The following is a 21,085-nucleotide window of genomic DNA, read 5'->3' on the forward strand; positions in this document are numbered from 1 at the left end:
GCGAGGCGTTGGCCGGAGTCCATCCCGACGATCCGGACCTCGCCCGCTTCGCAAGCATGCCGGCTGCGTTGCGCGTCATCTATGCGCGGCCGCGCACCTTCGTTTCGCTGGGCATCGCGATCATCGCGTTCTTCTTGCTGCCGCAGGCGCTCCGCCTGATCACGCGGCTGCTGCTCGCCTGGGACATCTTCACCGCGCTCTACCTCGTGCTGGTCGCGGCGATGATGCTGCGCAGCGAGCATCATCACATCCGCCGCAAGGCGATCATGCAGGACGACGGCCGTTTCGTGATCCTGCTGGTCACGGCGCTCGGCGCCTTCGCCAGCATCGCGGCGATCGTGCTCGAGCTCGGCGCCTCCAAGCGCGACGCCCCGGCGCTGACGCTGGCGCTGCTCACCGTCTCGCTGTCCTGGGCCGCGGTGCATGCGACCTTCGCCCTGCACTACGCTCATGACTACTACCGCGGCGCCAAGCCCGGCGGCCTGCAATTCCCCAGCGGCGACACGGACGAGCACGCCGACTACTGGGACTTCGTCTACTTCTCCTTCGTCATCGGCATGACCGCCCAGGTCTCCGACGTCGGCATCACCGACAAGATCATCCGCCGCACTGCGACCGTGCACGGCATCATCTCGTTCATCTACAACACCGCGCTGGTCGCCCTGATGGTCAACATCGCCGCCAGCGTAATCTCGTCCTGATCAGTTGCACACCTCGACGCTGGCGTTGTTGGCCGGACCACCGCCGCCACGATATTCGAGACGGCAGCCGGGCCTGACGGCGCGGCACAGATAGGCATCGCAATAGATCTGGCCGGTGGACTTCGGCGGCCGAGCGGCCTGGGTCTGCGGCCTGGCGTAGCCCGGGGCCGACCCGATGCCGACGCCGACGCCGACATTGGGAAGCGGCAGGCCGGGCTCGAGAGCAGCACGGCCGCGACGGCGCGACGGCACGTCCCCGTCGTCCTGCCCGCGCCTGGCAACCGGCTTCTTCTCGCGCCGCTTCTCGCATTCATTGTCGTCGTTGACGAACGAGCCCTCGGCGCAAACGACGCGCGTGCAGCGGTCGCCGTCCGACTTGTAACCATGCTGGCAGACCAGCGGGCAGACGCGGGCCTGCTTGAGCTTGATCGCCTGCAGCGCATCGGCCGAGGCGGCCTGGGTATCGAGCTTGGTGCCGGCATAGCGGTTGAACTGCGACAGCGAGCGGCGCGAGGCCGAGCCCCAGTCGCCATCGGCGTCCTCGCTGAGGCAGCCGACGCGGCGCAGCTCGAGTTGAACGGATTTGGCGAGATCAGCCGGCTGCGATGGGGGAGTCAGCGAGGCGACCTCCGGCCCCTGCTGTAGGGCTGCGGCCGCCGGCGCGCCCGGCGATGTCGCCGCGCGCGGATTGTCGGCCGCCGCGAGCTGCTGCTCCTGCCGCTTCTTCTCGGCGTCGGCCGCCTGCTGCTGTGCCAGCTGATTGGCCTTCTCGGCAGCAATGCGCGCCTGCTCGGCCGCCTTGGCCTCGGCCTCCGCCTTGGCGAGGGTGTCCTTGCGCGCGCCCTCCGCGACGAGTCGCGCGCGCTCGGCCTCGGTGGCGCGGGCCTTCTCGGAAGCGGCGGCGCGATTCTCCTCGGCGGTGAGCTTTTCGAGCTGCAACTTGGCAAGGCTGGCGTAGAAGCCGTCCGGATATTGCGCCAGGAACGCGTTCAGCGCGCCCCTGTTGCCGACCTGCATCGCAAGCTCGTAGTCGCGCCGGATGTCGGCCTGCGGATTTGCGGGCGGCGCCACCGGCATCTGCGTGACGACGCGCGGCACGCCAGGAACCAGCGGCACGTCCTCACCGCCAAGCGAGCCATACACGAACGGTTCCTGGCGGTTGCCGGTCGATTTCAGCACCTCGTCGCGCACGAAGCCGAACGCCTTGCGGACGTCGAGGCCGGGGGTCGCGATGTGCCGCGACAGCGCCAGTGTAAAGGGGCTGTTCTTGCCGTCGCCGTCCTGCGCCGTGGAGCCGGCCTTGGCGGAGTAGGCGATCAGCGTATTGGGGCTGGTCGGCTCGACCTTGGCGAGGCCGCGGCCGAGGCTGCGGGTCGCCACCGTCCGCTGCATGTTGCGGGTGAACGGATTGTCGCGGCAGGCATCGAGAATGACCAGCCGCAGCTTCTTGGCCGGCTCGACGGCAACCAGGATGCGGTCGAGCGACAGCGTCTCGTCATAGACGTCGGTGTCGCGCTCGAGCCGGGCATCGATCGGGATCAGGTAGTTGGCCCCTTCGACTTCCATGCCGTGGCCCGCATAGTAGACCACGGCGATGTCGGCATCGCGCGCGGCGTCGGCAAAATCGCGCAGCGCCCGCCGGGTCTCACGGGCGGTGAGATCGCGCCTGTAATCGACGACGTCGAAGCCGGCGCTCTTGAAGGTCGCGGTCATCACCGCGCCGTCATTGGCGGGGTTCGTGAGCTGCGGCACGTTCTGATAGGCGGAGTTGCCGATGACGAGCGCCACCCGCTTCTCGGCGAGCGCGGGGTGGCCGATCAGCAGCAGCGCTGCCGTCAGGATGTAACCGCCCAATCGAAGTGACCAAGACATCGTACCTACCCCATACCGCTGGGAGACCTGCTGGGACGTGCCTATCAGAGTGCAGCCCATTCGGCTTGTGACCGGGATCACGCAGATTTATTCCCGATCGACCTGGCCTCGGCCATTATAGTCTGTCGCTGGCGCAATGACGCCAGTTCATGCCTTGCCAAGCGCCGTTTTGCATCGAAAATGCGATCCTTGTTTGTCCAGGTTCCCAGGGAGTTGGCCGTGAGCACAGACCGTTCCACCGTCGAGGCCGTCGTTCAGGGCTATTTCGATGCGCTCTACGAGGGCGACGCCGACAAGCTCGGTGCCGTGTTCCACCCCACCGCTGACCTGCGCTGGGTCGAGAATGGCGAGCTCAAGATCCTGACCGTGCCAGATTGGCTGGCCTGGGTACGCAAGCGCCCGTCGGCGAAGGGCGAGGGCAAGCCGCGCGAGGACTTCATCGTCACCATCGATCGTTCGGACGACAAGACGGCCTTCATCAAGGTGCGCTGCCAGCTGCCGCCGCGCTATTTCACCGATTATCTCGTGGCGATGAAACTGAAGGACGGCTGGCAGATCGTGTCGAAGTCCTACCGCTACGATCTCAGGGACTGAGGCCGGCGCTGCGACGCCCGGCTGAGACCAATGGAAGCCCATTTTCAGATATTCCTGATCCTGCTGGCCGTGTTGGCGGGAACCGCCCTGATCGCGCGACGCGCCAATCTCGCGCCGGCGATCCTCTTGATGCTCGCCGGCATCGCGCTCGCCTTCGTGCCGACGATGCCGGCGTTCGCGCTGCCGCCCGAGCTCGTGCTGCTGGTGGTGCTGCCGCCGCTGATCTATTCGTCGAGCGTCGCGATGAGCTGGCGCGAGTTCAAGCGCAATCTGCGGCCGATCGTGCTGCTCGCGGTCGGCTGCGTGATCTTCACCGCCTCCATGGTGGCCACCGCGACCCACTATCTTCTCGGCCTGCCCTGGAGCCTCGGCTTCCTGCTCGGCGCCATCGTGGCGCCGCCCGACGTCGTGGCGCCGCTCGCCATCGCCCGCCGGCTGCATCTGCCGCGCCGGGTCACGGTGATCCTCGAAGGCGAGGGCCTCGCCAATGACGCGACAGCGCTGATCCTCTATCGCTTCGCGGTGGCCGCCATCACCACCGGCGCCTTCTCCTTTCCGGTCGCGGCCGGCGAGTTCGGCCTGATCGTGGTCGGCGAGATCGCGTTCGGCATCGGCGTCGGCTGGCTGATGCTGCGCGCCCGTCACTATGCCCGCGACCCGCAGGTCGAGATCACCCTGTCGGTGCTGACGCCGTATCTGGCGTTCTGGATCCCCGAGCATGTCGGCGGCTCCGGCGTGATCGCGACCGTGGCCTGCGGCCTCTACATGAGCTGGAACGGACCGCTGTGGATCTCCTCGGCGACCCGCCTGCAGGGCATCTTCTTCTGGGACCTGATGATCTACCTCATCGAGGGCATGCTGTTCCTGCTGACCGGCTTCCAGATGCGGCTGATCTACGAGAAGTCGAAGGTCTTTCCGCTCGACGACATCATAATCGCGACCGCGCTGGTGCTCGCCATCGTCGTGATCGCACGCTTCGCCTGGACCTTCCCGGCGACGATCCTGCCGCGCCTCCTGAGCAGTTCGCTGCGCGCGCGCGATCCGCTGCCGCCGTGGCGGCAGACCTTCATCATCGGCTTCACCGGCGTGCGCGGCACGGTCTCGCTCGCCACCGCGCTGGCGCTGCCGCTGACGCTCTCGACCGGCGATGCGTTTCCCTATCGCGACCAGATCCTGTTCATCGCCTTCGGCGTGATCTTCTTCACCCTGATCGGTCTCGGCCTGACCCTGCCGGCCGTCGTGCGCTGGCTCGGGGTCGGCAACCAGGGTCGCGCCGAGCATCAGCGCGAGCATGAGCAGGAGATCGCGGCCCGGCGCGAGGCGCTCGACAGCGCCTTGCGGTCGCTGGAAACGATGACCAGCGATCGCGAGCTGTCGGACGAGGTGGTGCGGCTGCTGCGGGCGCGCCACGAGGTACGGACCAACCAGCTCCCGGAAGGTCTGAAGCCCGAGGACAACGACGCATCGGCGCTCGGCATCGAGCTGACCCGCGAGCTGATCACGGCGGAACGCAAATTCATCCATGTGATGCTGCGCGACGGCAAGATCACCGACGAGACCCGCCGCCGCATCGAGCGCGATCTCGATCTGGAAGAGGCGAGCCTCGCCAATCGCGAATATGGGCACGTGCCGCTGTAGGAGCGGAGGGCTGGTGGCGGGGTTGTAGGACGCGATGTTGCGGCAAACGCCGTCATTGCGAGCGCAGCGAAGCAATCCAGAAATCCTTGCGCGGCCCTGGATTGCTTCGCTTGCACTCGCAATGACGTGGATAGAGCCGCGCACATCTCTCCCCGCTATCGAGGGGAGCCTCACCCTCACCGCTCGATCATCCAGCGCGTCACGGCCTGATGGTAGTTCATCGGGCCGGGCACGGTCTTGTAGGTCTTCAAGTAGCGGAAGCCGGCCTTCTGCAGCGCGCGGTTGGGGGCGGTGTTGTAGGCGTGCGGCTCGCAGAACAACTGCTTGAGCTGCAGCCGCTCAAAATAGAAATCGATGGTGCGGCGGACGCATGCGGTGCCGAGGCCGCGGCCGCGCAGCTCCGGCTCGGTGACGTGCAGATGCATGTGGGCGCGGTTGCCGAACACGATGCGGTCGCAACTGGAGAAGCCGATGGCGCGGCCGTCGAACCGCCAGATCACCAGCAGCGCCGCGCGCTCGGCCAAGGGCGTGTCGTAGAGCGTCTGGAACAGTCCGGTCCACACCTGCCTGGTCGGCATCCGCGTCGGATCGATGCCCATCAGGTCGAGCTGCTCGATGCTCGACGAATAGAAGTAGTCGATGACCATCGAGGTCTCGGCGAGTTCCATTTCGCGGATGTCGAGATTCATCGAGGCGTCCTCTTCAGCAAGCCTCAAGGTGCTGATCATGCGGGCGGCAGTGGGGCGGGCGCCGTTCTGATGGGGGCAACCGCGACATCACGGCGTGCGTTGCAGCCGATCCGCGTGCAAAAATTTCAGACCGCGGCGCGCGGCACAAGCAGCCGTCGGTTGCAGGTCGGCTGTCGCTCTCACGGCAAGCCGATTGGACATGAAATCTAGCTGAGGACTCTTTCTCAAGCTCCCCGCCTGCGACAGAGGGATCGCATATGACGATCGGAGTTGTGCGACCGTCTGCTGCCACATCGTCATGGCCGGGCTCGTCCCGGCCATCCACGCCGCTCGGCATCCTCGGAACGACGTGGATGCCCGGGACAAGCCCGGGCATGACGGAGTAACGAATGGTCAGGCCTTCTCGCCGCAAGCAACCGCGCGATCAACCCAGCGGACAGGAGCCGCCGCTGGCTGAGCCGGGACCAGCGTGCCGCCCTACTCCGCCGCGGTCACGTTCTCCGGCGCTTTCGCGCCGCTGCCGTATCGCTGGTCGATGTAGTCGATCACCAGCGCCTTGAAGTCGGCGGCGATGGTGGGCCCGCGCAGGGTGCGGAACTTCTTGCCGTCGACGAAGACCGGCGCGGCCGGGGCTTCGCCGGTGCCGGGCAGGGAGATGCCGATATTGGCATGCTTGGATTCGCCGGGGCCGTTGACGATGCAGCCCATGACGGCGACGTTGAGCGCTTCCACGCCGGGATATTGCGTCTTCCAGGACGGCATCTCCTCGCGGATGAAATCCTGGATCGAGCGCGCCAGCTCCTGGAACGTGGTCGAGGTGGTGCGGCCGCAGCCCGGGCACGCCGCGACCAGCGGCACGAAGGTGCGGAAGCCCATGGTCTGCAGCAGCTCCTGCGCGACCTGCACCTCGAGCGTGCGGTCGCCGCCGGGCTCGGGCGTCAGCGAGATGCGGATGGTGTCGCCGATGCCCTGCTGCAGGAGGATGCCGAGCGCGGCCGAGGAGGCGACGATGCCCTTCGAGCCCATGCCGGCCTCGGTGAGGCCGAGATGAATGGCGTAGTCGGAGCGTGCGGCGAGGTCCTGATACACCGCGATCAGGTCCTGCACGGCCGAGACCTTGGCCGACAGGATGATGCGGTCCTTCGGCATGCCGAGCTCCTGGGCGCGGGCGGCCGACAGCAATGCCGACTGCACCATCGCTTCGCGCATCACCGCGCGGGCGTCGCGCGGGCTCGCGGAGGCGGCGTTCTCGTCCATCAGCTTGCTGAGCAGCTCCTGGTCGAGCGAGCCCCAATTGGCGCCGATGCGCACCGGCTTGCCATATTTGTTGGCGAGCTCGATGATGGTCGAGAACTGGGTGTCCCGCTTGTCCTTGAAGCCGACATTGCCGGGATTGATGCGGTACTTCGCCAGCGCCTCGGCGCAGGCCGGATAGTCGGTCAGCAGCTTGTGGCCGATATAGTGGAAGTCGCCGATCAGGGGCGTGGTGATGCCGCGCTTGTCGAGCTGCTCGCGGATCTGCGGGACGGCCGCGGCGGCCTCCTCGCGGTCGACCGTGATGCGGACCATCTCGGACCCGGCGCGCGCCAGCGCTGCAACCTGGGCCACCGTCTGGTCGACGTCGGCGGTGTCGGTGTTGGTCATCGACTGCACCACGATCGGGGCGCCGCCGCCGACGGCGACGTTGCCGACCATGACGCGGGTGGTCTGATGCCGGGGAGCGGGTCCGGCGACATCGGACGCTGAGGTGTTCTCGGTCAGGATCTCGGGCTTGTTCATGGGCGCTCGGATATCAGGTTTTGGTGACATTCAGCAATGGATCAGTCGCGGCCAGGACCACGCGGTTCGGGCGGTTTACGAGAAAAAGCCCAACGATCACAAGCACGGCAGCCAGGCCAAAGGCCAGCGTCAGGGCGTCATGCAGGATGAAATAGCTCGCCACCACCCCGAATAAAGGGGTGATGAAGGTAAATGCCGACAATTTGCTGGCCGAGTAGGCCTTGATCAGGGCGAACCAGATCGTGAACGTGGTCCCGACCACCCAGATCGACTGGTAGGCCATCAGGCCGATCACGAACGGGCTGGGAACCTGGGTCAACCGCTCCCCGGCAATGAGGGCCGCCACGGCCATGATCGGGACGGAGACCGCCACCTGGTACCCCAATGCCCGCTCGGGCGCGATGAAGCGCAGTCGGGTGCCTTTGACGAACACCGTGGTCACGCCCCAGAGCAGGCCGCCGCCGACCACCAGGAGATCGCCGAGCAGCACGCGGCCGTCGACATCGGCCTGGGGAATGCCGATCGCCAGCGCCACACCGGTGAAGCTGAGCGCCAGCCCGCCCCATTGCGCCGGCCCCATCCGCTCGCCGAGGAAGCGGAACGAGCCGAGCGCGACGAAGAACGGCGCGGTATACAGGAACACGATGGCGCGCGACGCCGAGGTCAGCAGCAGGCCCTGATAGATCAGCACGAATTCCAAGCCGAACAGCAGGCCTGCCACCAGGCCGAGCCCCAGCGTGCCGTCGCGCTCGAACATCTTCACGCCGCGCACCCGCGCGAACACCAGCAGCACCGGCAGCGCACCGAGCGAACGGAAGGTGGCCTGCAGCAGCGGCGGAATTTCAGGCAGCGCGAGCTTCACCGCGATCTGATTGAACGCCCAGGACAGGCACAGCACGAGGATGACGGCGATCGCGCCCAGGCCGAGCGGCCGGGTCGCGGCGGATGAGGTTGACGTTGCGGACACGAGGACGTTGGCTCCCTGGCGCGCTTCTTTGTATTCGGACCGCCATCAAGGTGTGGTCAGCTTTGTCTTTGTCGGTCGGAGATGATGCGGAGGTAGAGCGGCGGCGGTGCTGGCCTCTCCCTGCGCGCACCGTTCTCGCGCTGAACCTCGAATACGACAGTCATTCACACGTGTATAGCTTCGGCCGCAGTGACGGACCTCACGCGACCCTCTGGCAATGCGCGCACAACCCGGTGATCTCGACGACGGAAAGCTTCGGTGTGAAGCCCGTTGCCGCAGCGGCCAGCTTCAGGCTTTCCGCGATCGGCGCAGCCGGAACCTCGCCAACGGCGCCGCAGCTCTCGCAGATCAGGAACGCCACCAGCGCGGTCTGCTCGTGGTCGTGGGCGCAGGCGAGGAAGGCATTTCGGCTCTCGATGCGGTGCACCAGGCCGTTCGCCATCAGGAACTCGAGCGCGCGGTACACGGTGATCGGCGCGGGCCGCGCGGTGACCTTGGCAAGTTCCTCGATGATCTCGTAGGCCCCGAGCGGCCGGTGGCTCGACAGCAGCGCCTCCAACACCTGGCGGCGCTGCGACGTGAACTTCTGGCCGCGCTGAGCGCAGATGCGCTCGGCATGGTCCAGGGCATCGGCCGCGCAGCGGCCATGGTCGTGGTCCGGCGCCGGGAAGGTGGGCTTTGCGAGGGTCATTGCTGACAATCTAGCATCTCGGGCCGGTCTCGCCAAAGGCCCCCGGCCGAGCCATGCATCTTCGGCGGGGTCGGTGCGCTCGGCGGGGCCATCAAATATTCATAAGCTTGCTTATTATATCGGAGGCTCATTACAGCCAAAGCTCAATTTCTTCCGCCACTGAATCGAGATCCGCCATGACCCGCACGTCCGCGGACGTGAATTTCCTGTTTACGCTCGGCGAGTTGCAGCGCCTGGTGCGCGCCTATGCCGACAAGGAGGCGGCGCGCTTCGGCATGACCCGCGCGCAATGGGCCGTGCTGGCCAAGGTGGAGCGCAACGAGGGGATGAAGCAGTCCGAGCTCGCCGAGCAGATGGAGATGCAGCCGATCACGCTGACGCGGCTGATCGACAAGCTCGCCGAGGCTGGGCTGATCGAGCGGCGCGGCGACGACACCGACCGCCGCGTCAACCGGCTCTATCTGAAGAAGGCCGCGCGTCCGCTGCTCGCGAAGCTCGCGGTGCTGCGCGGCGATCTGACCGACACCGCCCTTCAGGGCATCAGCGCCGACGACGCCGAGCGGCTGATGACCCACCTCGAGGCCATCAAAGAAAACGTGAGAAACGCCCTGCAGTCGTTGTGCGACGAGCAGCGAAAGGAGCAGCGCTATGGCTGAGCCCGCCCTGAAACTCGCCCCCGAACAGAAAGCCGGCTCGGATGCGGCGGCCGCCGCCGAAAAGCCGGCGCGCCCCGGATTCGTGCGCCGCTACCGTCGCACGCTGCTGCTGGTCGTGCTGCCGCTCGTCGCCGCCGTCGGCGGCCTCGCGCTCTATCTCAACGGCGGCCGCTACGTGACGACAGACGACGCCTATGTCGGCGCCCAGAAGGTGCTCATCACCCCCGACATCTCCGGCAAGATCATCAAGGTCGTCGTCAAGGAAGGCCAGCAGGTGCAGAAGGGCGACGAGTTGTTCGAGATCGATCCCGTGCCCTACCGCCTCGCGGTCGACCAGACCAAGGCGGCGCTGGAGCAGGCGCGGACCACCTACGACAACCTCACCGCCAACATCAAGATCTACGGCCAGATGCTGGACCTGGCCCAGCAGGGCATCGAGCTGAAGCAGAAGGACGTCGAACGCAAGCAGACGCTCGCCAAGAACAATTTCGGCTCTCAGCTCGACCTCGACAACGCCGCCAATGCGCTGGTGACGGCGAGCGCGCAGGCGCAGTACATCAAGCAGCAGCTATCGAACGCGAAAACGCAATTGCTCGGCAATCCCGAGCTGCCGCTGGAGCAGTTCCCGCCCTACATCCAGGCCAAGGCCAAGCTCGAGGACGCCCAGCGCGATCTCGACCACACCACGTTGCGCGCGCCGATGCCTGGCATCGCCACGCAGGTCGACCAGATCCAGCTCGGCCGCTTCGTCACCGCGGGCACGCCGGTGTTCTCGGTGATCGATGTCGGCAATCCCTGGGTCGACGCCAATCCGAAGGAGAGCGACTTCACCTATGTCGCGGTCGGCCAGCCGGTCGAACTCGACGTCGACGCCTTCCCGAACCATCGCTTCAAGGGCACGGTCGGCTCGCTGTCGCCGGGCACCGGCGCACAGTTCGCGATCCTGCCGCCGCAGAACGCGAGCGGAAACTTCGTCAAGGTCGTGCAGCGCGTGCCTGTGCGGATCCATTTCGACAAGACCGACAGGTTCGTCGCCAGGCTGAAGGCCGGCATGAGCGTCAACGTATCGATCGACACCGGCCACGAGCGCACGCTGGCCGGGCTGTTCGGAGCGGCGCATGCGGCGGAGAAGGAGGAGTAGCGCGCCATGACTGCGCCGGCGGCCTCATCATCGGCGGTTCCGGGATTCCGCCGCAACATGGTGACGATCTGCGCCATGACGGCGACGATCATGCAGGCGCTCGACACCACCATCGCCAACGTCGCCCTGCCCTACATGCAGGGTACGCTGTCGGCCTCGCAGGACCAGATCAACTGGGTGCTGACGTCCTACATCGTCGCGGCCGCGATCATGACCGCGCCGGTGGGATGGATCGCCAACCGCTTCGGCCGCAAGCGCACCTTCATCGTCTGCTCGGCCGGCTTCACCATCGCGTCCGTGATGTGCGGGCTTGCCCAGGACATCACGCAGATGGTGCTGTTCCGCCTCTTGCAGGGCGTGTTCGGCGCCTCCCTGGTACCGCTGTCGCAGGCCGTGATGCTCGATTCCTACGCGCTGCACGAGCGCGCCAAGGCGATGGCGATCTGGGGGATGGGCGTGATGCTCGGCCCGATCATGGGCCCGTCGCTCGGCGCGTGGCTGACCGAGTCCTATTCCTGGCACTGGGTGTTCTTCGTCAATCTGCCATTCGGCGCGGTCACGGTGCTCGGGCTGATGGCCTTCATGGAGGAGACCGAGCCGAACAGCGAGCTGACGTTCGACTGGTTCGGCTTCGCCGCGCTCGCTATCGGCACCGGCTCGCTGCAGATCGCGCTCGACCGCGGCGAGGACCAGGGCTGGCTCGAAAGCAACGAGATCATCATCGAGTTCATCGTCGCCGGCGTCGGCTTCTACTATTTCCTGGCGCATTCGCTGACGACGCAGCGCCCGTTCATCCAGTTCGCGCTGTTCAAGGACCGCAATTTCGTCGGCGGCTGCGTGTTCATGACCGTGATGGGCCTCGTGCTGTTCTCGACCATGGCGCTGTCCTCGCCCTATCTGCAGAACGTCATCGGCTATCCCATCATCACCGCCGGCGTGCTGTTGGCGACGCGCGGCTGCGGTACGTTCGTCGCGATGATGCTGGTCGGGCGGATGCTGCGCTATATCGAGGCCCGCACCTTGATCATCGTCGGGCTTGCGCTCACGGCGCTGTCGCTGTTCCAGATGACGGCGTGGACCGACCAGACCGGCGTGCCCGAGATCATCACCATCAGCATCATGCAGGGGTTCGGCTTCGGCCTCGTCTTCGTGCCGCTGTCGACGGTTGCGTTCCTGACGCTGCCGGGCGAGCTACGGACTGATGGAACCTCGATGCTGACCCTGGTGCGAAATGTCGCAAGCTCGATCGGCATCTCCATTGCGATCGCGCAGCTCACCGAGGGAACGCGGCGAAACCATGCGATCCTGGTCGAGCACATCAACCCGTTCAATCACGCGCTGCAGATGCCCAATGTTGCCGGCCTCCTGAACCAGTCCACGGATGCCGGCCGCGCGATGGCCGATGCGATGGTGATGGTGCAGGCGCAGATCCTCGCCTTCTCGCACGACTACCAGCTGGTCATGATGTTCATCCTGGTCTCGATCCCGCTCGCGGTCATGATCGGCTCGACTCGGACGGCACTGCGCGCGCAGGCGGCACCGGCCGATCACGCGGTGATGGAGTGACCGTTCCCCGCGACGGAAAAAGCGTGCGCTGTTGAGACGCAGCGGGACCGGGATAGCAAAAAGGTGACCGCGACGTGATGGATTTGTAACTTCAATCCGGCGCGTTTCCGGCTATCTTCTGCTCACCCCACTCGGTTCTCTGCGTATGAGTTGCGCGCAGGGACTGCACTTCATGAGCGCCCCACTCGTGATGTGCCGGGCGGGGGCGGTGGCTCCTCCAGCGCCGCCCCCAGCCCCGGGGGAATTGGTCGCTCGCGTCGCGGGCTGACGGTATCAAGAATCCCAAACCGAGAACCTCCGCTGTCGTCCCGGGCAAGCCCGATGACGCAAAGCGTCAGCGGGCGCCGACCCGGGACCCATACCGCGTGGTCTCGCTTGGGGCAGGCTCCATGCTGAGCCTGTCGCGCAACACACATCGGCCGGTGGCTATGGATCCCCGCGTTCGCGGGAATGACAGCGGAGTTTGACGCGGCGCCACGGGCAGCATCGTGATTGCTTACTCAAGGGGGCTGGTAGCGACGACGGCAAATGCACCGCAGTGACGTGTACCGACAAAGACCTCGCCGCGCGCGTGCGGCCCTGTCTCGAGGGAGGCACCGTCAGTCCAGCAATTCGCGGCAGCCGAGATCGTCGAACGCAAGGAAGATGCGCTCGAGATTATTCCACCAGATCACCGGCGGGAGCTGGATCGCCCATTGCCAGACCGGCTGGGCGATGTGCCAGAGCACGGCGAGACGATAGTCCTGATCCAGCGACGCCCTGTCGTAGCCGGTCACACCGCCTGCGACCAATGTCTGATGATAGCTGTCGAGCAACGGCCGCTCGATCCGCGCCCGACGGTCGGGATAGATCTGCAGCGCGATCATGTAGGCGAGATCGTTCGCGGGCACGCCGATCCGCCACTGGTCGAAATCAAACGCGCGCACGTCGTCGCTGTCGGCGGCCTTCGGCACCAGAAAATTCCAGACATGCGCGTCGCCATGCGCAATGCTGAGGTTTCGCCGCGACAGATGGCGTTCCGAGAGCCGCGGCGTCGCCGCCATCAGGCGTTCGTAGACCGCGCGCCGGTCCGCGCTCAGGCGGTCTCCCAACTGATCGGCGAAGCGCTGATAGTGGCCGGCAAAGGTCCTGCCGCGCTCGGCGCGCTCGTCCGCGGTCGCGAAGCTGCCGATGGACACGCCAAGCCGCGGATCGTCCCACCACGCCGCATGCAGCCGCGCCAGCGCCCGCACGATCCCCTCGGCCTGGGGCAGCGCGGGCGGCAGCGGCCATGGCGTCGCCGTCTGGTGCGTGTCGGTGAGATCCTCGAGCAACAAGTGCCAGGTGAGCGCGGCTTCGTCCCACGCGCCGCCGTAAGAGCCGGGCACCAGGCCCGTCGGCATGAGCCGCGCCAGTCCGCGATAAAAGTTGACCTCGTGGCGCCCGCCCCGCCACAGCGTCTTAGCGAAGGCCGGCATCGGGATTTTCAGGATCAGCGCCTTCGGCGCGTCCGGGGCCGCGCCGCTATAGGACAAACCAAGGCGGATGATGCGCGACAACAGCATCGGCCGGTCGCTGATCACGGCGACGTGCGAGACCGCGCCGGACTCGAGCACACCCGCCTCACGCATCGTCGCCGTCAACGCGGCAGGCTTGGCGACGGACGGCAAGTCGGTGGAGGACATGTGGGCGCCGTCCCTTCAGGGTTGCAGCTTGCCCACACTAGCATGGATATTCCGAAGCGCTACTTGATCGGCGCGCGCGGCAGCACGGTGTCGCCGATCTCCATCCGGTAGACGTGATCGAGCGAATACCAGGGCGTGGTGACGTCGGGCTCGGTCGGGTGCGGCGTGTCGTGGCGAATGAAGTTGCCGAGCAGCGCGTTGGTGACGCCGAACTGGACGTCGCTGTCGATGTGCGGGTCGTTGGGGTCGTAGACCTGCGAGATCAGGACCTTGAATCCCGGCTTGACGATCAGCGCATGCAGATGCGCCGGCCGATAAGGATGGCGGCCCTGCGCTTTCAGCAGTCGGCCGACCACGCCGTCGGTCGGGATAGGATAGCCGACCATCATCACCGAGCGAAACCAGAAGCGGCCGTCGGCATCGGTCGTGAGCTTGCCGCGCAGGTTCATGTCGGCCTGCTCCGGGTCCTGGTTCTCGTAGGTGCCGACCGGGGAGGCGTGCCAGACGTCGACCTCGGCGCCGGCGACCGGCGCGCCATGGGGATCGACGACGCGCCCGTTGACGAACAACGCCGGCCCTGGTGTCGCCGAGCGCACGATCGAGCCGCCGTTCGCGGTAACAGGCGAATTCAGCCGCCAGAACGGACCGAGCAGCGACTGCGCGGTCTCGGTGTTGCCGCCATCGCCATTGTTGAGCAGGCAGACCAGCGGCGAGACGCCGAGCGAGCCGGCCATCAGCACCACCTCGTTGTGGGTGTCGTTCGTGCGCTGACCGAGCTCGGCGACGAGGGCGGCGGCCTCGCGGAATTCGGCCTCGGTCAGCCTGACATCGCGGACGAAGCCATGCAGGTGCTTGATCAGCGAGACCATGATCTCGCGCAGCCGCGGATTGGTGGTCTGCTCCATCACCGCCAGCACCGCCGGCGTGACGTCCTGTTCGCGGGAGATGGTCATGGTCAATTCTCCGTCATTCCGGGGCGATGCGAAAGCATCGAACCCGGAATGACGAAGCGCTTAGCGCTTCGTCAGTTGATCGTCTCGACCGCCAGCGCGACGCCCTGGCCGACGCCGACGCACATCGTGGCGAGCGCACGCTTGCCGCCGCGGACCTCGAGGCCGTGCACCGCGGTCATCGCGATGCGCGCGCCGCTCATGCCGAGCGGATGTCCCAACGCGATGGCGCCGCCATGCGGGTTGACGAAATCGGCATCGTCGGCGACGCCGAGCTGGCGCAGGCAGGCGATGCCTTGAGACGCGAACGCCTCGTTCAACTCGATCAGGTCGAAATCGGTGATCTTCAGGCCGAGCCGCTCCATCAGCTTGCGCACTGCCGGCACCGGGCCGATGCCCATGATGCGGGGCGGCACGCCGGCCGAGGCGAGGCCGAGAACGCGCGCGCGCGGCCTGAGGCCGTGCTTCTTCACGGCGGCCTCCGACGCGAGAATCATCGCGGCCGCGCCGTCATTGACACCGGAGGCGTTGCCGGCGGTCACCGTGCCCGGATTGCGCACGATCGGCTTCAGCTTGGCGAGGCCTTCGAGCGTGGTCTCGGGGCGCGGATGCTCGTCCTTGTCGACGGTCACGGGCCCTGCCTTGCCGCCGGGCACCGACACCGGCGTGATCTCGGCGGCGAAATAGCCCGAGGCGATCGCCTTTCCGGCGCGCTGCTGGGAGCGGATCGCGAACGCGTCCTGGTCGGCGCGCGACACCTGGAATTCCTCGGCGACGTTCTCGCCGGTCTCCGGCATCGAATCGACGCCATACTGCTGCTTCATCAGGGGATTGATGAAGCGCCAGCCGATCGTGGTGTCGAAGATCTCGGCCGAGCGCGAGAACGCCTCGGTCGCCTTGCCCTGCACGAACGGCGCCCGCGTCATCGATTCGACGCCGCCGGCGATCGCCAGATCGACCTCGCCGGCGCGGATCGCACGTCCCGCCGCGCCGACCGCGTCGAGACCGGAGGCGCAGAGACGGTTCAAGGTCTGGCCGGGAATTGAATCCGGCAGGCCCGCGAGCAGCAGCGCCATACGCGCGACGTTGCGGTTGTCCTCGCCGGCCTGGTTGGCGCAGCCGAAGAACACCTCGTCGACCGCCGCCCAGTCGAGATTTGGATGCTTGGCCTTGAGCGCCTTCAGCGGTGTCGCCGCGAGATCGTCGGTGCGCACTTTCGCCAGCGCGCCGCCGAAGCGGCCGATCGGGGTCCGCACCGCATCACAAATAAACACGTCTCGCATCGCTCTCTCCCGGATCTCACTGTTTCTGGTCAAAATTGACGGCGGTTTTAGGAGTGCGATGGGAGCAGGTCAAATGACGGGGACGCGGGGTGGCATGCATGGAGCCCGTCATAGACGACGCCGTTGACCGCGCGACCGGTGCGCCCCCTCCCCCGCTCGCGGGGGAGGGTTGGGGTGGGGGGCAGCCCCAAGCGAGAATCCCCTGAGGAGAGACTTCCCCCACCCGTATCGCATCTTCGATGCGATACGACCTCCCCCGCAAGCGGGGGAGGTGCAACAGCAGGCACCGCTCATCGTGGAAAACCGGGACATCGCCCGCAAAGCGGTAGGACCGTCCGGGCAAATTGGCTAGTTTCCGCGCCATGACGATCCAGCAGCCCATCTCCGTCTCCGTTCCGCCCGACGCCGCGCCCGCCGAGGCGCCGGCCAAGCTCACGCCGATGATGGAGCAGTATCTCGACATCAAGGCGGCGCATCCGGGCCTGATGCTGTTTTACCGGATGGGCGATTTCTACGAGCTGTTCTTCGAGGACGCGGAAGTCGCGTCGAAGGCGCTCGGCATCGTGCTCACCAAGCGCGGCAAGCATCTGGGCCAGGACATCCCGATGTGCGGCGTGCCGGTCGAGCGCTCCGAGGACTATCTGCACCGGCTGATCGCGCAGGGCATCCGCGTCGCGGTCTGCGAGCAGATGGAGGATCCGGCGGCGGCGCGGGCGCGCGGCAACAAGAGCGTGGTCAAGCGCGGCGTGGTGCGCGTGGTGACGCCGGGCACGCTGACGGAAGACAATCTGCTCGATGCGCGCGCCAACAACTATCTGTTGTCGATCGTGCGCAGCCGCGGCTCGTCCGGCGGCGATCGGCTCGGGCTCGCCTGGATCGACATCTCGACCTCGGACTTCATCGTCACCGAATGCGCGTTCGCGGAACTGACCGCGACCCTGGCGCGCATCAATCCGAACGAGGTCATCGTCTCCGACGCGCTGTACTCGGACACGGCATTCGAGCCTGCGCTGCGCGAGCTCGCCGCGGTGACGCCGCTGACGCGCGACGTGTTCGACGGTGCCACCGCCGAGCGGCGGCTGTGCGATTATTTCGCGGTGGCCACCATGGACGGCCTCGCAGTGCTGTCGCGGCTGGAGGCGACGGCCGCCGCGGCCTGCGTCACCTATGTCGAGCGCACGCAGGTCGGCCAGCGCCCGCCGCTGGCGCCGCCGGCGCGCGAGGCGACCGGCAGCACCATGGCAATCGATCCGGCGACCCGCGCCAATCTCGAACTGACGCGCACGCTCGCCGGTGAGCGGCGCGGCTCGCTGCTGGACGCGATCGACTGCACGGTCACATCCGCCGGCTCGCGGCTGCTGGCACAACGGCTCGCGGCGCCCTTGACGGAGCCGGCGCAGATCGGGCGCCGTCTCGATGCAGTCGCCACGTTCGTCACCGACGGCGCCGCCCGCGAGGACATCCGCTCCATCCTGCGCGGCGCGCCCGACATGACCCGCGCCATGGCGCGGCTCTCGGTTGGCCGCGGCGGCCCGCGCGATCTCGCCGCCTTGCGCGACGGCATCCTTGCCGCCGACCAGGCGCTCGCGCGGTTGTCCGCGCTGGAGCAGCCGCCGCAAGACGTCACGTCCGTGATGGCTGCGCTGGCGCGGCCCGCGCGGGCGCTCGCCGAGGAGTTCGCCCGCGCGCTCGACGAGCAGCTGCCGCTGATCAAGCGCGACGGCGGCTTCGTCCGCGCCGGGTACGACGCGACACTCGACGAGACGCGCAATCTGCGCGATGCCTCGCGCCTCGTCGTCGCCTCGATGCAGGCGCGCTACGCCGACCAGACCGGCGTCAAGGCCCTCAAGATTCGGCACAACAACGTGCTCGGCTATTTCGTCGAGGTCACCGCGCAGCATGGCGACAAGCTGATGTCGGCGCCGCTGAACGCGACCTTCATCCACCGCCAGACCCTCGCCGGCCAGGTGCGCTTCACCACGTCGGAGCTCGGTGAGATCGAGGCCAAGATCGCCAATGCCGGCGAACGCGCGCTCAATCTCGAGCTCGAGATCTTCGACCGGCTCTGCGCGTCGGCGCTTGCGATCGGCGATGATCTGCGCGCTGCCGCGCACGGCTTTGCGATGCTCGATGTCGCGACCGCGCTGGCCAAGCTCGCGGTCGACGACAACTATGTGCGCCCCGAGGTCGATGGCTCGCTCGGCTTCGCCATCGAGGGCGGCCGCCATCCCGTGGTGGAGCAGGCACTCAAGCGCGAAGGCCAGCCGTTCATCGCCAATTCCTGCGACCTGTCGCCGACGCCGGGACACAAGAGCGGCCAGCTCTGGCTGCTCACCGGTCCGAACATGGCCGGTAAGTCCACCTTCCTGCGCCAGAACGCGCTCATTGCTTTGTTGGCCCAAATTGGATCGTTCGTGCCGGCGAGCCGGGCCCGCATCGGCATCGTCGACCGGCTATTCTCGCGCGTCGGCGCCGCCGACGATCTCGCACGCGGGCGCTCGACCTTCATGGTCGAGATGGTCGAGACCGCGGCGATCCTCAACCAGGCCGGCGAGCGCGCGCTGGTGATCCTCGACGAGATCGGGCGCGGCACCGCGACCTTCGACGGCCTGTCGATCGCCTGGGCCGCGATCGAGCATCTGCACGAGAGCAACCGCTGCCGCACACTGTTCGCGACGCATTATCACGAGCTGACCGCCCTCGCCGCCAAGCTGCCGAGGCTGTTCAACGCCACGGTACGGGTCAAAGAGTGGCAGGGCGACGTGGTGTTCCTGCACGAGGTGCTGCCCGGCTCCGCCGACCGCTCCTACGGCATCCAGGTCGCGAAGCTCGCCGGCCTGCCGCCGGCCGTGATCAGCCGCGCCAAAGCGGTGCTCGCGAAGCTGGAGGCCCAGGACCGCGGCCAGAGCGCGCGCGTTTTGGTCGACGACCTGCCGCTGTTCGCGGTGCCCTCGCGCGCGACTGCGGAGCCCGCGATGTCGAAGGAGGCAGAGGAACTGATCGCCGCCGTGAAGGCGCTGCATCCGGACGAGATGACCCCGCGCGAGGCGATGGACGCGCTGTATCAACTGAAGTCGAAACTGCCGAACAAGTAGTTGCCGTCATTCCGGGGCACGCGCAGCGCGAACCTGGAATCCATCCTTCGTCAGCGCATGCAGCCAGATGGATTCCGGGCTCGCCGCCTGCGGCGTCGCCCCGGAATGACAGAGAGATGAGTTCACGGTGCCGTAGGGTGGGCAAAGACGCGAGGCGTCGTGCCCACCATTTGCAGCGTGACATGCAACTCGGTGGGCACGCTTCGCTTTGCCCACCCTACGCAAGCTGAGGAGCTGCCTTCCGTCGCCCCAGCCACCACAGGCCGAGATTCCAGCCGACGCAGGTCGCGAGCGCACCGCTCAATCCGACTGTAGCGCCGAGGTGCAGGCTGCCGAGATGCAGCACGACGACGGCGAGCGAGAAGCCGATCAGGCCCCAGGCGCCATTGGCCAGCACGGCGGCGGTGGCGGGGCCGCCGATGCGCGGCTGCAGGATCAGCATCATGGAGGTGAAGACGATCGGAAACAGCGCCAGGATGCCGGAAACGCTGGGGCCGGCCCAGCCGGAGACCGAGGTGACGGTGGCGACGAGCGTTGCGACCAGCGAGGCACGCAGCGGCACGTCGTACCAGCGCCGCGTGAGTAGCGGCATCTTGGCATGGCGATAGCGCTGCAGCAGCGGCAGGCAGATGGCGAACGTCACGACGTTGGCGGCGATGCCCATCAACAACGTCCACTGCACGCTCTTGATCAGCACCGCGAGGCCGAGCCACACCGCCACCGCCGTGGCACTTGCCACCAGCACGCTGCGGCGCTGCGCCAGCACGGCATAGGCAAAGCTGAGGAAGATCGTCGCGGCGTTGATCGGCAGGCTGGTCAGCGCGCCCTGCGCGATGAAGGCGGCATCGTGGTCCAGCGCCAGGAAAACGTAGGTCGGCCCCGCCGAGATCGGCAGGGTCGCGACCAGCGCGCCGATGACAGGCCCGGTGCGCTCGGCGATCATCGACGCCGACACCACGAACGACGCCGCGATCGCCATGCGCAGGCCGAGCAGCAGCAGGAAGGAGAGATCGAGGGACATCAGCTCATGCGGCGCGGGCGGTGGGCTCCCTCCCCCGCCTGCGGGGGAGGGCCGGGGTGGGGGCGCGGCTCGGGTGGTGATGATGGGTGTGCCGTGTGGAGAGAAGTCCCCCACCCGCCGCGCATCTGCGATGCACGGCGACCTCCCCCGCACACGGGGAGGCGCAGACCGAGCGAGCCTCAACAGCTTGTCTCCTCAGCGGCAGCGCCGCCGTGCAACTACACCCGCTTCAGGCTCACCGACACTTTCGGGCCGTTCTTGATGGTCTGATAGACCACGCAATAGCGCTCGGTGAGCTTGAGCAGCAGGTCGAGCTTGTCCTGCGGAGCATCGGTGTCGACCTCGAAGCGCAGGCGGATTTCCTGGAAGCCGACCGGGGCCTCCTTGTCGACGCCGAGCGTGCCGCGGAAATCGAGATCGCCTTCGGCCAGCACGAGGCCGCTCTTGAGCGGGACTTCGACGGCGGTCGCGACCGATTTCAAGGTGACGCCGGCGCAGGCCACCAGGGCCTCCAGCAACATGTCGCCGGAGCACAGCTCGAGCCCCGAGCCGCCGGTCCCCGGATGCAGGCCGGCCACAGCCATTGCGCGCCCGGTCTCGAGCTTGCAGGTCAGGCCCTCACCGCCGACCTCGCCCTTGGCCTTCAGCGTGATGACGGCGGCGGACGGATCGGCCTTGTAGCGTTCCTTGATCGGCGCCTGCATGGCGCGCAGCTCGGCAGCATCCATTGTCGTTCTCTCCCGGAGTCATTTCGGACGAGATGTACCGGGCCGGGCCG

At 67.1% G+C, this 21,085-nt stretch carries 17 protein-coding genes; 7 read left to right on the forward strand and 10 right to left on the reverse strand.

The genetic code is table 11. The features are described from left to right. Positions 1-8: 8 nt before the first annotated feature. Positions 9-701 carry a DUF1345 domain-containing protein gene (locus tag QX135_RS00645; protein ID WP_315735282.1) on the forward strand — a complete coding sequence of 231 codons (693 nt, stop codon included), beginning with the start codon at positions 9-11 and terminating at the stop codon, positions 699-701. On the opposite strand, the gene QX135_RS00650 is transcribed toward QX135_RS00645, so the two are convergent. Further along, the gene (locus tag QX135_RS00650) at positions 702-2,573 is read right to left on the reverse strand and encodes a caspase domain-containing protein (protein ID WP_316177640.1); all 1,872 of its coding nucleotides are present in this window, start codon (positions 2,571-2,573) and stop codon (positions 702-704) included. It abuts the gene before it with no gap. 219 nt (positions 2,574-2,792) lie between these two features. Here QX135_RS00650 and QX135_RS00655 point away from each other — a divergent pair, with 219 nt between their 5' ends. Both QX135_RS00655 and QX135_RS00660 read left to right on the forward strand, forming a co-directional pair. Further along, positions 2,793-3,167 (forward strand): nuclear transport factor 2 family protein, encoded by a 375-nt coding sequence (locus tag QX135_RS00655; protein ID WP_315775717.1) that lies wholly within the window; start codon positions 2,793-2,795, stop codon positions 3,165-3,167. Between the two features lie 30 nt (positions 3,168-3,197). After that, complete coding sequence (locus tag QX135_RS00660) at positions 3,198-4,805, forward strand: Na+/H+ antiporter (RefSeq protein ID WP_316177644.1); 1,608 nt, start codon at positions 3,198-3,200, stop codon at positions 4,803-4,805. 176 nt (positions 4,806-4,981) lie between these two features. Here the strand turns inward: QX135_RS00660 and QX135_RS00665 are convergent, their stop codons facing one another. The 4 genes from QX135_RS00665 to QX135_RS00680 form a co-directional block, all read right to left on the reverse strand. Continuing rightward, positions 4,982-5,494 carry a GNAT family protein gene (locus tag QX135_RS00665; RefSeq protein ID WP_316177646.1) on the reverse strand — a complete coding sequence of 171 codons (513 nt, stop codon included), beginning with the start codon at positions 5,492-5,494 and terminating at the stop codon, positions 4,982-4,984. Between the two features lie 477 nt (positions 5,495-5,971). Beyond that, positions 5,972-7,273: a flavodoxin-dependent (E)-4-hydroxy-3-methylbut-2-enyl-diphosphate synthase gene (gene ispG, locus QX135_RS00670; protein ID WP_316177648.1), complete on the reverse strand. Its 1,302-nt coding sequence runs from the start codon at positions 7,271-7,273 to the stop codon at positions 5,972-5,974. 13 nt (positions 7,274-7,286) lie between these two features. Next, positions 7,287-8,240 carry a DMT family transporter gene (locus QX135_RS00675; protein WP_315735294.1) on the reverse strand — a complete coding sequence of 318 codons (954 nt, stop codon included), beginning with the start codon at positions 8,238-8,240 and terminating at the stop codon, positions 7,287-7,289. A gap of 199 nt (positions 8,241-8,439) precedes the next feature. Continuing rightward, entirely contained in the window at positions 8,440-8,931 is a 492-nt protein-coding gene (locus QX135_RS00680) for a Fur family transcriptional regulator (protein ID WP_315735296.1), read from the reverse strand. A gap of 176 nt (positions 8,932-9,107) precedes the next feature. Between QX135_RS00680 and QX135_RS00685 the strand changes: the two genes are divergently transcribed. The 3 genes from QX135_RS00685 to QX135_RS00695 are packed head-to-tail and all read left to right on the forward strand — an operon-like array spanning position 9,108 to position 12,294. Continuing rightward, positions 9,108-9,587 (forward strand): MarR family transcriptional regulator, encoded by a 480-nt coding sequence (locus QX135_RS00685; RefSeq protein WP_316177651.1) that lies wholly within the window; start codon positions 9,108-9,110, stop codon positions 9,585-9,587. Continuing rightward, complete coding sequence (locus QX135_RS00690) at positions 9,580-10,728, forward strand: HlyD family secretion protein (protein ID WP_316177653.1); 1,149 nt, start codon at positions 9,580-9,582, stop codon at positions 10,726-10,728. The genes QX135_RS00685 and QX135_RS00690 overlap by 8 nt, the downstream gene beginning before the upstream one ends. Positions 10,729-10,734: 6 nt before the next feature. Then, entirely contained in the window at positions 10,735-12,294 is a 1,560-nt protein-coding gene (locus tag QX135_RS00695; RefSeq protein ID WP_316177654.1) for a DHA2 family efflux MFS transporter permease subunit, read from the forward strand. A gap of 599 nt (positions 12,295-12,893) precedes the next feature. Here the strand turns inward: QX135_RS00695 and QX135_RS00700 are convergent. The 3 genes from QX135_RS00700 to pcaF form a co-directional block, all read right to left on the reverse strand. Beyond that, entirely contained in the window at positions 12,894-13,958 is a 1,065-nt protein-coding gene (locus QX135_RS00700; protein ID WP_316177656.1) for a phosphotransferase, read from the reverse strand. 59 nt (positions 13,959-14,017) lie between these two features. Beyond that, the gene (locus QX135_RS00705; RefSeq protein WP_316177658.1) at positions 14,018-14,911 is read right to left on the reverse strand and encodes a dioxygenase; all 894 of its coding nucleotides are present in this window, start codon (positions 14,909-14,911) and stop codon (positions 14,018-14,020) included. A gap of 71 nt (positions 14,912-14,982) precedes the next feature. After that, positions 14,983-16,191 carry a 3-oxoadipyl-CoA thiolase gene (pcaF, locus tag QX135_RS00710; RefSeq protein WP_316177661.1) on the reverse strand — a complete coding sequence of 403 codons (1,209 nt, stop codon included), beginning with the start codon at positions 16,189-16,191 and terminating at the stop codon, positions 14,983-14,985. A 362-nt stretch (positions 16,192-16,553) separates the two neighbouring features. Here pcaF and mutS point away from each other — a divergent pair, with 362 nt between their 5' ends. Then, positions 16,554-19,286, forward strand: a complete 2,733-nt coding sequence (gene mutS, locus QX135_RS00715) for a DNA mismatch repair protein MutS (RefSeq protein ID WP_316177663.1) — start codon at positions 16,554-16,556, stop codon at positions 19,284-19,286. A 217-nt stretch (positions 19,287-19,503) separates the two neighbouring features. Here the strand turns inward: mutS and QX135_RS00720 are convergent, their stop codons facing one another. Together QX135_RS00720 and QX135_RS00725 are read right to left on the reverse strand one after the other, a co-directional pair. After that, positions 19,504-20,307, reverse strand: a complete 804-nt coding sequence (locus QX135_RS00720; RefSeq protein WP_316177665.1) for a hypothetical protein — start codon at positions 20,305-20,307, stop codon at positions 19,504-19,506. A gap of 218 nt (positions 20,308-20,525) precedes the next feature. Further along, positions 20,526-21,035, reverse strand: coding sequence for an OsmC family protein (locus tag QX135_RS00725; RefSeq protein ID WP_315756858.1), 510 nt, complete (start codon positions 21,033-21,035; stop codon positions 20,526-20,528). Positions 21,036-21,085 lie beyond the last annotated feature (50 nt).

Origin of the sequence: Bradyrhizobium sp. SZCCHNR1098 (assembly GCF_032489375.1) — a bacterium.
In the GTDB taxonomy this organism is placed as follows: Bacteria; Pseudomonadota; Alphaproteobacteria; order Rhizobiales; family Xanthobacteraceae; genus Bradyrhizobium.

Bases quoted from the DNA above. Each gene is read 5' to 3' on its own strand.
- pcaF (WP_316177661.1), bottom strand. From the start codon at position 16,191: ATGCGAGACGTGTTTATTTGTGATGCGGTGCGGACCCCGATCGGCCGC.
- QX135_RS00725 (WP_315756858.1), bottom strand. From the start codon at position 21,035: ATGGATGCTGCCGAGCTGCGCGCCATGCAGGCGCCGATCAAGGAACGC.
- QX135_RS00700 (WP_316177656.1), bottom strand. From the start codon at position 13,958: ATGTCCTCCACCGACTTGCCGTCCGTCGCCAAGCCTGCCGCGTTGACG.
- ispG (WP_316177648.1), bottom strand. From the start codon at position 7,273: ATGAACAAGCCCGAGATCCTGACCGAGAACACCTCAGCGTCCGATGTC.
- QX135_RS00660 (WP_316177644.1), top strand. From the start codon at position 3,198: ATGGAAGCCCATTTTCAGATATTCCTGATCCTGCTGGCCGTGTTGGCG.
- mutS (WP_316177663.1), top strand. From the start codon at position 16,554: ATGACGATCCAGCAGCCCATCTCCGTCTCCGTTCCGCCCGACGCCGCG.
- QX135_RS00685 (WP_316177651.1), top strand. From the start codon at position 9,108: ATGACCCGCACGTCCGCGGACGTGAATTTCCTGTTTACGCTCGGCGAG.
- QX135_RS00690 (WP_316177653.1), top strand. From the start codon at position 9,580: ATGGCTGAGCCCGCCCTGAAACTCGCCCCCGAACAGAAAGCCGGCTCG.
- QX135_RS00665 (WP_316177646.1), bottom strand. From the start codon at position 5,494: ATGAATCTCGACATCCGCGAAATGGAACTCGCCGAGACCTCGATGGTC.
- QX135_RS00705 (WP_316177658.1), bottom strand. From the start codon at position 14,911: ATGACCATCTCCCGCGAACAGGACGTCACGCCGGCGGTGCTGGCGGTG.
- QX135_RS00720 (WP_316177665.1), bottom strand. From the start codon at position 20,307: ATGTCCCTCGATCTCTCCTTCCTGCTGCTGCTCGGCCTGCGCATGGCG.
- QX135_RS00650 (WP_316177640.1), bottom strand. From the start codon at position 2,573: ATGTCTTGGTCACTTCGATTGGGCGGTTACATCCTGACGGCAGCGCTG.
- QX135_RS00680 (WP_315735296.1), bottom strand. From the start codon at position 8,931: ATGACCCTCGCAAAGCCCACCTTCCCGGCGCCGGACCACGACCATGGC.
- QX135_RS00695 (WP_316177654.1), top strand. From the start codon at position 10,735: ATGACTGCGCCGGCGGCCTCATCATCGGCGGTTCCGGGATTCCGCCGC.